We start from the raw sequence: 12,413 nt of genomic DNA on the forward strand, positions 1-12,413 counted from the left end.
TTTGAAGGTGTTGCTTTGTTCGGGACATCAATGATGAAAGAGATATTTTCCAAACCCCTTTTGTCTACTAACTGTGCCCTCCGTTAATAGGTGTGTATTTACGACTATAAGCGGCAATCTTACTCCCCATCTAACTAGGAATATCCTTCAATTTTTTCTTGAAGAAAGCATGGTAATTCATATTTTCCATTTTCTTGAATTGTTCGGCAAATTTACTCTCATATGTTATAATACTATGGTTAATCAACTTGAAGATGGAGGATTACATGAGTAAAGACTCTAAATTTGGCCAACAGGCAAAAATTCTAACTTTTCACCCAACAGGTGAGTATTATTTCACCAAGGGTTTAAAAGCTTATCATAGACGAGAACTACCTAAATCAAAAAAATACCTGGAACGTGCGCTGGAACTTGAACCTGCTGAACCGATGATAGCCTGTCAATTGGCAATCACTTGCTCGGAAATCGGTGAATATAATTATTCAAACAATCTCTTGGAAAACATCTTGGATGTGATGGATCCCTATATGTCGGAATGTCATTACTTCCTGGCGAATAATTATGCTCACTTAGGCATGTTCAAGGAGGCTTATCGTCACGCAAGTGCTTATCTTGATAAAGAAGAAGACGGGGAGTTCAGCGATGACGCAGAGGATTTGCTTGAACTGATAACTTTTGAGTCGGATGAGTCAGAAGAGAATCCCTTTAAGCATGATGGGCTCATTACCAAACAGGAACAAGCCCGTGAGTACCTGGAATCAGGCAATTTCCCGAAGGCAATCGAAGTGCTTAAAGAAACGATTGCCGAATACGAGGATTACTGGTCCGCTTATAATAACCTGGCACTTGCCTATTTCTATCTTGGTCAAGTAAATGAAGCTTTTGAAACACTTGATGAGGTATTGGAAAAAAGTCCGGGAAACCTGCATGCGCTTTGTAACCTTGTTGTTTTCCATCATTATCAACAGGATGAAGCAAAAGTTGAAGAGCTCATACAGATGCTGGAGAAAATTCGGCCGATGCTATCCGAACATCGTTTCAAGCTTGGAGCGACCTTCGCTTTGATCGGAAACTATGCTTCTGCATATAATTGGCTGAAAGTACTCCAAAAGCAAGGGTTCGAGGGAGATGGAACCTTCTACTATTGGCTAACCATTTCCGCTTACCACTTAGGCCATGAACAGGCTGCAAAAAAGGCATGGAAAAAGGTCGTGGAAATGAACCCGGAAAAGGAAGGCATGGAGCCTTGGGGAGATATGAATGCAACTTCAGATGGTTTTGAACATCATTTTCCTTCTATTATAAAAAGGCTGGAAAGTGAATTCATCGAAGAAAGGCTGTTTGCCATTTTCCTTCTGAAACATTCGGTTCATAAACAGAAGCTATTGAAAAACCAGGTCCTCAACCTAAATCAGAATTTCACTGATTTGGAACGTGATTATGCCGAACTTGTTCAAGCTCCTGCTAAAGATCGCCAATTAACACCGATTGATTTTGCCGATCGCACAGCTGAGTTATTATATCAGCATTTCCAACCGATACAATTAAATGAAGCCGGGCTCTATTTAATGTGGTTTTCCGTCTTCATCGAAGCTGTGAAATCCGAGCAGAAGTTAAATAATCCAGCAGGATGGGCATCTGCGGTGGAGTACGTGTGGAATCAGCTTAAAAACGAGAAGGCGAGCAAACAGGCAATCGCAGACAAACATTTCATATCGGTGTCCACCTTATCGAAGTACGTAAAGTTGGTTCAAACCTTGCTTGGATGAGCAGATATTTGGACGAAAAATTATTTGTTATATAGGATAATAGGTAGGGAACACTAACCGTAGTGAAGGTTCCATTCGTAATGGAATATGGAGGAGTGAAAACATGTCTGAAAAAATTTATGACGTTGTTATTATTGGAGCTGGTCCTGCAGGGATGACAGCGGCTGTCTATACATCACGTGCGAACCTTTCAACATTGATGTTAGAACGCGGAGTGCCGGGCGGGCAAATGGCCAATACAGAGGAAGTTGAAAATTATCCTGGATTCGACACTATACTCGGACCTGAACTTTCAACGAAAATGTTTGATCATGCAAAGAAATTCGGTGCGGAGTATGCCTATGGGGATGTTAAGGAAATCATTGACGGTGAAGAGTATAAAACGATCAAAGCCGGTTCCAAGGAATTCAAAGCACGTTCAATCATCATTTCATCCGGTGCCGAATACAAGAAAATCGGCGTTCCTGGCGAAAAAGAATTGGGCGGCCGCGGTGTATCGTATTGTGCAGTTTGTGATGGTGCATTCTTCAAGCAAAAAGAACTATTCGTTATCGGCGGCGGAGACTCTGCCGTTGAAGAGGGTGTGTACTTAACCCGCTTTGCTTCAAAAGTGACGATCGTTCACAGACGTGACGAACTTCGTGCTCAAAAGATTCTTCAAGATCGTGCATTTGCCAATGAGAAAATTAACTTCATCTGGAATCATACTTTGAAGGAAATCAATGAAAAAGGCGGAAAAGTCGGCGGTGTCACTCTAGTTTCCACTGAAAATGGAGAAGAGACAGTGATGGACGCTGACGGTGTATTCATTTATATCGGAATGCTTCCGCTAACTAAACCATTTGAGAGCTTGGGCATCTTGAATTCCACAGGCTATATTGAAACGAATGATCGGATGGAAACACGTGTCCCTGGTATTTTTGCTGCTGGTGACGTTCGGGAAAAAACATTGCGCCAAATCGTTACAGCAACAGGCGATGGAAGCATTGCCGCTCAATCCGCTCAGCATTTTGTTGAGGAACTTCAAGAAAAATTGCAACCTAAGGCTTGATTTCACTAGAATATACAACCGTAATTCCGTTTTAACGATGTTGTAACACGCGTGAAATAATGATTGGGTATAGTATGGGTAGAAGTTGACCCCCTTTAATTATAAACGTTTAAGGACACAGATTAAGTTTCTGTGTCCTTTTTTTGTCTGCTTAAAGACTATATCTTTAGTTCCAATTTTTAGGGTGTTTCCGAATGGTTTTTAATGTGAAGTAAGCCCACCCTTTGCATTTAGGCAGCGAAAGTGGAGAAGAATAGGAGTTAAGCAGGATAAAGGCTTATCTCCGTGATTCCTTGCGAATGAATATTCCCCCAATGCAGGAAGTTTACTTTATTGTTAGCTCATTTCAAAAATAGTATAATGATAAGATATACTAAACATATATATATCTTTCATAATGGTAAGAAGATGGAAAATACAACTTGTTTGAACTATTAGCATTTGTAAATCGCCAAATGGATATCTAGCGGCGGTTTAAGGATATAAACTGAATCTCTTCAACACGGGGGTGAAGGTTTCTATAGTCGAGCAGAGCCAATTGAGGTGAAGAACGTGCAACGTGTCACAAACTGTGTATTGATCAGGGATAATCAAATCCTCTTATTGAAAAAGCCTAGACGCGGATGGTGGGTGGCTCCAGGCGGAAAGATGGAGCCTGGGGAATCTGTACGCGATGCTTGTATCAGGGAATATCGTGAAGAAACGGGCGTGTATTTAAAAAACCCTTCCATCAAAGGTATTTTCACCTTCATTATGAAGGATGGAGATAAGGTATTGTCGGAATGGATGATGTTCACTTTCTTTGCAACGGATTCCGATGGTGTAAATGTGGATGTTTGTGAAGAAGGGGAACTTAGCTGGCATCCGGTCGAAGATGTTAAAAAGCTGATGATGGCTGAAGGTGATTTTCACATCCTGGACTATATGGTTCATGGAAGTGGGATCATTTATGGAACCTTTACCTATACGCCTGAGTTTAAACTGCTTTCTTACCGATTGGATCCAGGTTAATTTTCAAATATAAAAAAGATTGCTATACATGGGGGCGGAGAAACTATGAGTACAGGGCAGATGAGTGAAACGCAATTGGTCATCATTACCGGAATGTCCGGAGCGGGTAAGACAGTGGCGGTTCAAAGTTTTGAAGACCTCGGCTTTTTTTGCGTCGATAATTTGCCGCCCACGCTATTGCCAAAGTTTTTGGAGTTAATGAAGGACTCAGGGAATAAGATGAATAAAGTGGCTCTTGTCATGGATTTGAGGGGGAGGGAGTTTTTTGATTCCTTATTTCTTGCACTGGATAATTTAACGGATTCAGCTGCAGTATCACCAAGAATCCTTTTTCTTGAAGCTGATGACGATTCCTTGGTTCGCAGATATAAGGAAACGAGAAGGACCCATCCGCTTGCTCCATTAGGCCGGCCATTGGAAGGCATTAAAATGGAACGGGAACTATTGGACGAATTGAAGGGAAGGGCTCAGTTGATCTTTAATACTTCCCAACTGAAACCGCGCGAATTGAGGGAAAAAATCGCTTCGGAGTTTTCTGCCGATAAAAGTGTCGGTTTTACAGTCAATGTCATGTCGTTCGGGTTTAAACATGGTCTGCCCATAGATGCCGACCTTGTGTTTGATGTACGTTTCCTGCCTAATCCATATTATATTGACCATATGAGGCCAAGGACTGGCTTGGAACAGGAAGTGTCAAGTTACGTATTAAAATGGAGTGAGACGCAAAAATTCTTGGAAAAAGTGACCGATCTGCTTGCATTCATGCTTCCATATTATAAACGTGAAGGGAAAGCACAGCTTGTTGTTGCGATTGGGTGTACAGGCGGTCAGCACCGTTCTGTAGCATTGACGGAGTATATTTCAAACCACTTCAAAAAGGATTACAGGGTTCAAGTATCACATCGCGATATCGAAAAAAGTAAGGGGAAAGCAGATGTTAGATAAAAAGAAACAACCTAAGGTTGTGATCATTGGAGGGGGAACCGGCCTTCCCGTTTTGTTGAGAGGGTTAAAGAAGCATCCGGTTGATATAACGGCAATCGTAACGGTAGCTGATGATGGTGGAAGTTCAGGCCGCCTTCGCGAGGATATGGATATTCCCGCTCCGGGTGATATTCGTAACGTGCTGGCTGCGTTATCGGATGTAGAGCCCCTTGTTGAACAAATGTTTCAACATCGCTTTCAGAGTAAAAATGAGCTGTCCGGGCATTCGCTGGGGAATTTGATACTGGCGGCAATGACATCACTGACCGGGGATTTCGTCCATGCGATCCAGGAAATGAGTAAATTTCTTAATGTCCGCGGTAAAGTGCTTCCGGCTGCCAACCAAAGTGTGGTTCTCCATGCGGAAATGGATGACGGAACGATTGTTACAGGAGAATCCAAGATCCCCTTCTCAGGAAAGAAAATAAAAAAAGTATTTCTGTCTCCTCATCATATAAAGCCGCTCAGTGAAACTCTCCAGGAAATCAAGCAGGCAGATCTTATTGTCATAGGTCCAGGGAGTCTATATACCAGCATTCTGCCTAACTTGCTTGTTCCTGGTTTAGGAGAAGAGGTTGCCCGTTCGAAGGCGAAGAAGGTGTACATTTGCAATTTGATGACACAAGCCGGCGAGACGCTGGATTATAGCGCGAGCGATCATATAAAAGCGATATATGACCATATGGGAAATGCATATATCGACAGGATACTTGTTAATAATGAGGAAATACCGACCGAAATTCAGCAACGCTATCAAGCTGAATATGCCAAACCGGTCATGTATGATGTGGAAGGTTTAAAAATGATGGGGCTTGAAATCATACAAGAACGCATTTTCAGCTATGAAGGGAATGTAATACGCCATGACACGAAAAAAGTGGCGGATTTGCTTTATAATATGCTTGTAAATGAAACAAAAAGCCACATTGCACCGTAGATATAAGCGGGGACGGTTTTTTGATTGATGAAAATAGATTACCTGCGTTCGATTGGGGGTGAAATGGATGTCTTTTGCTTCAGAAACGAAAAAAGAGCTTACTACATTAGAGGGAAAGGATTGCTGCGGTAAAGCGGAATTGTGTGCGCTTATCCGGATGAACGGATCCCTTTCATTTTCTAATCGGAAGCTTGTTGTGGATATTCAAACTGAGAATGCTGCGATTGCCAGAAGGATTTATACGCTGCTGAAAAAAAGTTATGAGGTCCAGGTCGAGCTGTTGGTCCGTAAAAAGATGAAGCTTAAAAAGAATAATGTTTATATTGTCAGGATGTCATCCGGAGGGCAGCGGGTTTTAACGGATTTGGAAATTTTAGGCGATGGCTTTGAAATTCTCCATGCTATATCCGATACTATTGTTGGGAAGAAATGCTGTAAGCGTTCTTACCTAAGAGGTGCATTTCTTGCGGGGGGCTCGGTAAATAATCCGGAAACGTCTTCCTATCACCTTGAAATTTTCTCACTTTATAAAGAGCACAATGATGCCCTTTGTGAGCTAATGAATAAGTTTGGCTTGAAGGCCAAGACGCTTGAACGCAAGAAAGGGTACATCATTTATTTGAAGGAAGCCGAAAAGATTGCCGAGTTTTTAAGTATAGTTGGCGCCCATTCAGCTTTATTAAGGTTCGAAGATGTACGGATTGTACGTGATATGCGTAATTCAGTGAATCGGCTTGTGAATTGTGAAACAGCCAATTTGAACAAAACGATCGGGGCCTCATTGCGCCAGGTTGAAAATATCCATTATATCGAGGATACGGTAGGATTAAGCATTTTACCGGATAAGCTGCGGGAAATTGCGGAGCTTAGGATAGCGTTTCAGGATATAACCTTAAAGGAACTTGGGGAAATGGTATCCGGGGGAACCATCAGTAAGTCCGGGATTAATCACCGATTACGAAAGATTGATGAAATAGCTGACAGGCTCCGTGGGGGAGAGGCTATTGCTGCGAAAAAATAAAGCTAACAGGGGAGATCAAGATGGTGGAAAAACAAGTTGAGGTAAAATTGAAAACGGGTTTGCAAGCGCGGCCGGCGGCTCTTTTTGTACAAGAAGCTAACCGCTTTCATTCAGATGTTTTTCTTGAAAAAGAAGGAAAGAAAGTGAATGCAAAAAGTATAATGGGGTTAATGAGCCTTGCCATCAGTTCTGGCGTGACCGTGAAGTTAATCGTCGAAGGACGCGATGAAAAAGAAGCGTTAGAGGCATTGGAAGAGTTTGTTCAGCAAGAGGGTTAAAAGAAAAGGATGCCTAAATGTGCATCCTTTTCTTTCTTTCATTAAGTAAAAAAGCTCCGGAAGTCGCTTAAGGCGATCTCCGGAGCTTTTTGTTGCATGATTATTTAGAGTCTTTTTTATCATCAAGGATGCTGCGCGTGATGACTTTGTCGATCAAGCCATATTCAAGGGCTCTTTCGGAAGTCATGAAGTTATCACGTTCCGTATCTCTTTGAAGGACTTCAATAGGTTGACCAGTACGTTCTGCCAAGATTTGGTTCAGTTTATCTTTCAAGTGAAGGATACGGCGGGCAGCGATTTCAATTTCCGTAGCTTGACCTTGAGCTCCTCCAAGTGGTTGGTGAATCATGACTTCACTGTTTGGCAACGCATAACGTTTGCCTTTTTCGCCAGCGGCCAAAAGGAAAGCGCCCATGGAAGCGGCCATACCGATGCATACTGTGGATACATTAGGTTTGATATATTGCATAGTATCGTAAATGGCCATACCGGAAGTGATGCTTCCACCAGGGCTGTTGATGTATAGAGTGATATCTTTTTCAGGATTTTCCGCTTCTAAAAATAGTAATTGAGCAACAATGGAGTTGGAAACATTATCGTCAATTGCGCTTCCTAGCATAATGATCCGGTCTTTTAATAAACGGGAGTAAATATCGTAGGCACGCTCCCCACGACTTGTTTGTTCGATAACTGTAGGAATTAAATTCATGTTCATTTCCTCCTTCGATTAAGAGAATCATTTAAATTCTTTATGTATGTATGATACACTTTTTGGTCAATTTAGGTCAAACAAAACAAACCCTATAATGGATAATTTGTTCGACAATTTTCTGGCTAAGGCTCCTTCCCGATAGATTGCTTTATATATTATGCCGTACAGGGATGAATTTCCACATTACCCATAATACCCAAATGACGAAGTTTTAAACCTGATAACCCTTGCAAAGGAGGGGAATCTATCATATAATGAAGTCTGTTGAAAAAATATTTTCTATTACGCCCTCGTAGTGCAACGGATAGAACGCAAGCCTCCGAAGCTTGAAATGCAGGTTCGATTCCTGCCGAGGGCATTACCAATCTTCTGCTTAATAAAGTGGGGGATTTTTTATTGGTCATTTTTAGGAAGGTCACTAAGATTTTTGGTGAATTCACTCGATTTCCGTAATATTCCATCGAATCCTGTAATGTCAGTCCTGTCTTGAAAATATTTGCCCACACTATTGAAAAATGGTGATTTTTCAATAAAAGTAGTTGTTAAATTTGGATTTCTAACATATAGTATTTAAAACAAATAAACTATTCAGAAAAAAATCGTAAGCGTTTTCATGGGTTTTTGTGTAGAATTTTCTCCTGATAATGTAAAATGGAGTGGGGGAGGGATGAATCGATGAGTATGAATATGAAAGCAGGACTTTTTCAACAGCAAACATTAAAGATGGCAATGACCCAGGAGCTTATGCAAGCTATTACATTGCTGCAATACTCCTCGCAGGAGCTATCGGCTTTTTTAGAAAATAAAATGGTGGAGAATCCATTACTGTCCATAGATCAGCCAACATCGGCTTTATTTCAGCCAACTTTTGACCGGAAAAAGGGGAAACGGACTCTTAAGAATACGTATGATGCCAACTATTGGATTGAACAGATCAGTGAAGATACTATATCGCTTGAACAGCATATCATGTCCCAGGTGAATCACCAGCAGCTTACCGGTGAGCAGCAGAAGGCATTGCTGCTATTAATTCATAACCTCGATGAAAACGGTTACTTGAGGACTGAGCTGGATGATATATGTATCCCAGGCATATCTCCGGTCGTTTTGGAAGAAAGCCTCTCGATTTTACAGGAACTCGAGCCGCATGGAATTGGAGCGAGAAATCTCCAAGAGTGCCTTTTGCTTCAGGTGCAAGCAGAAGGGGTGAATGAGCTTGCAGAATCGATCATTGAAAACCATTTCCTCGATTTTGCTGAAAAGCGCTGGAAAGACCTAAGTAAGAAAATCGGTGTTACAATGAAGGAGATTCAAGAAGTATTTGATTATGTCCAGACATTGAACCCGCGACCGGCTTCACTCTTTTTTCAGGAAAAACCTTCTTATATAGTGCCGGATGTGGTCGTGGAAGTTCGGGATGGCATGCTGCTTGTCGGGAATTATGATGGTAACACACCCAATCTTAATGTGGATAAAGGGTATCTAAACCGAATGAAGAGCCATAAGGATCAGGGGGTTCAACGGTTTATCCAGGATAAGTGGCAGGAATACCAATGGATTTCCAGAGGGATCCAACAGAGAAAAGAAACGATATTGAAGGTCATTCAATGCATCGTCGAAAAACAGCCGGCGTGCTTTCATCATGGCCTGAACTATTTGAAGCCGATGACGATGAAAGAAGTCGCCGACGAGATTGGTATACATGAGTCCACAGTAAGCCGGGCTGTTAAAGGGAAATACGTGCAGACACCATTTGGCACGATAGAGATGCGGATATTTTTCACTACTTCTTTACAGTCAGTCGGCCTTGATGAGGATATGTCGGGCATGCAGGCAAAAAAGAGCCTACAGGCAGCCATCAATGGGGAAAATAAACAAAAGCCGCTTTCGGATCAAGACCTGGCAGAACGGTTGAAAGAGGAGCATGGAGTTATCCTGGCACGTCGAACCGTTGCCAAATACCGGGAACAATTAGGGATCCCATCTTCATCTAAACGAAAAAGATATGATTGAAAAGGATGAGTAGTTTGGAATCGAAAGCGTTTGTTTTATATAGTAGGGATAAATGCCCGTTATGTGATAAAGCCAAGCAGGTGCTTGAAGAAGTGAAAGTGGAATCAGGCATAGGCTATAAGGAAATCGATATCCATACCGATGATGATTTGCTTGAGAAATTCGGGCTGATGATTCCTGTCGTAGAATGGAAAGATGATATCGTTCAATTCGGAAATGTTGATAAATCAGCTCTAAATAGGCTTTTGGAAAAATAATTTTTCAAATCATTTGAAGAAACATTCCGTTCCTGCTAGAATAAAATATGTAGCAGGAATATTTTTTTGTTTTAAGTGGGACAGAAAATGACTACGCGGGACATTAAATGTCCATCTTAACTTTTTAGGAGTTTTAAATATGCGTACATTACTCGAGGTACAAAGAAAATTATTACCTGATTTCCTTATGGTTATGCAAAAAAGATATGATATCCTGCGTTATATCAAAATGATGCAGCCGGTTGGAAGGCGCAGTCTGTCCGTGAGCCTTAATTTGACAGAGCGGACGCTTAGAGGCGAGGTTGATTTTCTGAAAAGTCAGAACCTGGTTAACATATTCAGCTCTGGCATGACGCTGACTGATGAAGGGATTGAAATCCTGGATAAGTTAGAAGGAATAATGCGTGAAGTAATGGGTATAGACATAATGGAACGGCAATTGCAGGATTTGTTACAAGTGGATGAGGTCATTATTGTCTCAGGAAATTGTGATGAAACCCCATGGGTGAAAAAAGAATTGGGTAAAGCTTGTGCAAACCGTATGAAACGAGAATGGAAATCAAAGAATATCATAGCGGTTACTGGTGGATCGACAATGGCCGAAGTGGCTGATTCGTTGTCACCTGATGAAGCGTCGAAGAAATTGACATTTGTCCCAGCCCGCGGGGGAATTGGTGAAGCAGTGCAGAATCAGGCCAATACGATTGTCGAAAAAATGGCACAGAAGGCACAGGCCTCATACAGAGTGTTATATGTACCCGATCAATTAAGCGGTGAGGTCTATGCTTCATTTCAGAAGGAACCTGCAATTAAAGAAGTGATTTCCCAAATCAAATCTGCCGATATGATCATTCATGGAATCGGTGATGCCATGGCGATGGCAGAAAGAAGAAATTCTCCGCCAGAAATGTTAAAGAAGCTGTTAGATGGAAATGCTGTAGGAGAGGCATTCGGTTATTATTACGATGAAAACGGCAAAGTTGTTCATAAAGTTTTGACAGTCGGCATCCAGTTAGATGATCTTAGCCCTGAAAAGCGAGTGATAACTGTGGCAGGTGGTAAAACTAAAGCAAAGGCTATCCGTTCCTACATGAAAGGCGCACCTTCATCAACCGTTTTGATCACGGATGAAGCGGCGGCACAAGAGTTAATTCAGGGGAATTACACCCCTTAATATATTTGCGAACTTAAAAGGAGGAATTTTTCATGGCAGTAAAAGTTGGTATTAATGGTTTTGGACGTATTGGACGTAATGTATTTCGTGCAGCATTGAGTAATCCTGGGGTAGAGATTGTTGCTATTAACGACTTAACGGATGCTAATATGTTAGCGCACCTTCTTCAATACGATACAATTCATGGTTCTCTTAATGAAAAAGTAACAGTTGATGGGGATTACCTTGTTGTTGATGGTCATAAAGTCAAAGTATTGGCTGAACGTGATCCTGCACAATTAGCATGGGGAGAACTAGGAGTAGAAGTAGTAGTAGAATCTACAGGACGTTTCACGAAACGTGCAGATGCAGCTAAGCATTTAGAAGCTGGCGCGAAAAAAGTAATCATCTCTGCTCCTGCATCTGATGAAGATATTACAATCGTCATGGGTGTAAACGAAGACAAATATGATGCAGCTAACCACCATGTAATCTCTAATGCTTCTTGTACAACGAACTGCTTGGCTCCATTTGCTAAAGTGCTTCATGAACAATTTGGAATCAAACGCGGTATGATGACTACTGTTCACTCATATACAAATGATCAGCAAATCCTTGATTTGCCTCATAAAGATTACCGCCGTGCACGTGCAGCTGCCGAGAATATCATTCCTACAACGACTGGGGCAGCAAAAGCTGTAGCACTTGTTCTTCCTGAACTTAAAGGGAAATTGAATGGTATGGCTATGCGCGTACCAACTCCAAACGTGTCTGTTGTCGACCTTGTTGCAGAGCTTGAAAAAGACACAACTGTTGAAGAAGTTAATGCAGCATTCAAAAAGGCTTCTGAAGGCGAATTAAAAGGAATTCTTGAGTACAGCGAACTTCCGCTAGTATCAACTGACTATAACGGTAACCCATCATCATCTACAATTGATGCCCTTTCCACAATGGTAATGGAAGGAAACATGGTTAAAGTATTATCTTGGTATGATAATGAAACAGGATACTCTAGCCGTGTTGTTGATTTAATCGACTATTTGGCAAAAAAAGGATTGTAATTAGATAATAAAAAACCTCACCAAGGTGAGGTTTTTTTTATCACACCTCTAAAAAAACTTGGCAGAAGATGATATTATTAGTAAGTCATTAATCAGTCAAGCGTTTACATTTCTTGTTTTTGGATAATTTCCTGGAAACCGACTATAATGAAAAAGAGAAAAGGGG

The 12,413-nt window shown here is 41.5% G+C and carries 12 protein-coding genes and 1 tRNA gene; 12 read left to right on the forward strand and 1 reads right to left on the reverse strand.

Annotated elements, in window-relative coordinates; translation table 11 throughout:
* The first annotated feature begins 266 nt into the window (after positions 1–266).
* The 7 genes from J7E52_RS04875 to J7E52_RS04905 all read left to right on the forward strand — a co-directional run bounded on the left by J7E52_RS04875 (position 267) and on the right by J7E52_RS04905 (position 7,051).
* Entirely contained in the window at positions 267–1,769 is a 1,503-nt protein-coding gene (locus J7E52_RS04875; RefSeq protein WP_214743931.1) for a tetratricopeptide repeat protein, read from the forward strand.
* A gap of 103 nt (positions 1,770–1,872) precedes the next feature.
* Positions 1,873–2,820 carry a thioredoxin-disulfide reductase gene (trxB, locus tag J7E52_RS04880; protein ID WP_214743932.1) on the forward strand — a complete coding sequence of 316 codons (948 nt, stop codon included), beginning with the start codon at positions 1,873–1,875 and terminating at the stop codon, positions 2,818–2,820.
* Between the two features lie 552 nt (positions 2,821–3,372).
* Positions 3,373–3,831 carry an NUDIX hydrolase gene (locus J7E52_RS04885; protein WP_034309963.1) on the forward strand — a complete coding sequence of 153 codons (459 nt, stop codon included), beginning with the start codon at positions 3,373–3,375 and terminating at the stop codon, positions 3,829–3,831.
* A 45-nt stretch (positions 3,832–3,876) separates the two neighbouring features.
* Complete coding sequence (gene rapZ, locus J7E52_RS04890) at positions 3,877–4,776, forward strand: RNase adapter RapZ (protein ID WP_214743933.1); 900 nt, start codon at positions 3,877–3,879, stop codon at positions 4,774–4,776.
* Positions 4,766–5,752, forward strand: coding sequence for a gluconeogenesis factor YvcK family protein (locus J7E52_RS04895; RefSeq protein WP_214743934.1), 987 nt, complete (start codon positions 4,766–4,768; stop codon positions 5,750–5,752). Before rapZ ends, J7E52_RS04895 begins: the two co-directional genes overlap by 11 nt.
* A gap of 67 nt (positions 5,753–5,819) precedes the next feature.
* Complete coding sequence (gene whiA / locus J7E52_RS04900) at positions 5,820–6,773, forward strand: DNA-binding protein WhiA (RefSeq protein ID WP_214743935.1); 954 nt, start codon at positions 5,820–5,822, stop codon at positions 6,771–6,773.
* Positions 6,774–6,793: 20 nt separating this feature from the next.
* Positions 6,794–7,051 carry an HPr family phosphocarrier protein gene (locus J7E52_RS04905; RefSeq protein WP_101223717.1) on the forward strand — a complete coding sequence of 86 codons (258 nt, stop codon included), beginning with the start codon at positions 6,794–6,796 and terminating at the stop codon, positions 7,049–7,051.
* Between the two features lie 100 nt (positions 7,052–7,151).
* Here the strand turns inward: J7E52_RS04905 and clpP are convergent, their stop codons facing one another.
* Complete coding sequence (gene clpP / locus J7E52_RS04910; RefSeq protein WP_063233960.1) at positions 7,152–7,760, reverse strand: ATP-dependent Clp endopeptidase proteolytic subunit ClpP; 609 nt, start codon at positions 7,758–7,760, stop codon at positions 7,152–7,154.
* A gap of 289 nt (positions 7,761–8,049) precedes the next feature.
* Between clpP and J7E52_RS04915 the strand changes: the two genes are divergently transcribed.
* The 5 genes from J7E52_RS04915 to gap all read left to right on the forward strand — a co-directional run bounded on the left by J7E52_RS04915 (position 8,050) and on the right by gap (position 12,247).
* Positions 8,050–8,121, forward strand: a tRNA-Arg gene (locus J7E52_RS04915).
* Between the two features lie 317 nt (positions 8,122–8,438).
* Entirely contained in the window at positions 8,439–9,776 is a 1,338-nt protein-coding gene (gene rpoN / locus J7E52_RS04920) for an RNA polymerase factor sigma-54 (RefSeq protein ID WP_309476851.1), read from the forward strand.
* A 14-nt stretch (positions 9,777–9,790) separates the two neighbouring features.
* A complete protein-coding gene (locus tag J7E52_RS04925) occupies positions 9,791–10,033 on the forward strand; it encodes a glutaredoxin family protein (protein WP_286197450.1) in 243 nt (80 codons plus the stop codon).
* 139 nt (positions 10,034–10,172) lie between these two features.
* Entirely contained in the window at positions 10,173–11,207 is a 1,035-nt protein-coding gene (locus J7E52_RS04930; RefSeq protein WP_214743937.1) for a sugar-binding transcriptional regulator, read from the forward strand.
* A 32-nt stretch (positions 11,208–11,239) separates the two neighbouring features.
* Positions 11,240–12,247: a type I glyceraldehyde-3-phosphate dehydrogenase gene (gene gap / locus J7E52_RS04935; protein WP_076368241.1), complete on the forward strand. Its 1,008-nt coding sequence runs from the start codon at positions 11,240–11,242 to the stop codon at positions 12,245–12,247.
* The last annotated feature ends 166 nt before the right edge of the window (positions 12,248–12,413 follow it).

It is taken from the genome of Bacillus sp. ISL-34 (assembly GCF_018613325.1).
Classification (GTDB): domain Bacteria; phylum Bacillota; class Bacilli; order Bacillales; family DSM-1321; genus Peribacillus.

Bases quoted from the DNA above. Each gene is read 5' to 3' on its own strand.
- J7E52_RS04875 (WP_214743931.1), top strand. From the start codon at position 267: ATGAGTAAAGACTCTAAATTTGGCCAACAGGCAAAAATTCTAACTTTT.
- trxB (WP_214743932.1), top strand. From the start codon at position 1,873: ATGTCTGAAAAAATTTATGACGTTGTTATTATTGGAGCTGGTCCTGCA.
- rapZ (WP_214743933.1), top strand. From the start codon at position 3,877: ATGAGTACAGGGCAGATGAGTGAAACGCAATTGGTCATCATTACCGGA.
- J7E52_RS04895 (WP_214743934.1), top strand. From the start codon at position 4,766: ATGTTAGATAAAAAGAAACAACCTAAGGTTGTGATCATTGGAGGGGGA.
- whiA (WP_214743935.1), top strand. From the start codon at position 5,820: ATGTCTTTTGCTTCAGAAACGAAAAAAGAGCTTACTACATTAGAGGGA.
- J7E52_RS04905 (WP_101223717.1), top strand. From the start codon at position 6,794: ATGGTGGAAAAACAAGTTGAGGTAAAATTGAAAACGGGTTTGCAAGCG.
- clpP (WP_063233960.1), bottom strand. From the start codon at position 7,760: ATGAATTTAATTCCTACAGTTATCGAACAAACAAGTCGTGGGGAGCGT.
- rpoN (WP_309476851.1), top strand. From the start codon at position 8,439: ATGAGTATGAATATGAAAGCAGGACTTTTTCAACAGCAAACATTAAAG.
- J7E52_RS04930 (WP_214743937.1), top strand. From the start codon at position 10,173: ATGCGTACATTACTCGAGGTACAAAGAAAATTATTACCTGATTTCCTT.
- gap (WP_076368241.1), top strand. From the start codon at position 11,240: ATGGCAGTAAAAGTTGGTATTAATGGTTTTGGACGTATTGGACGTAAT.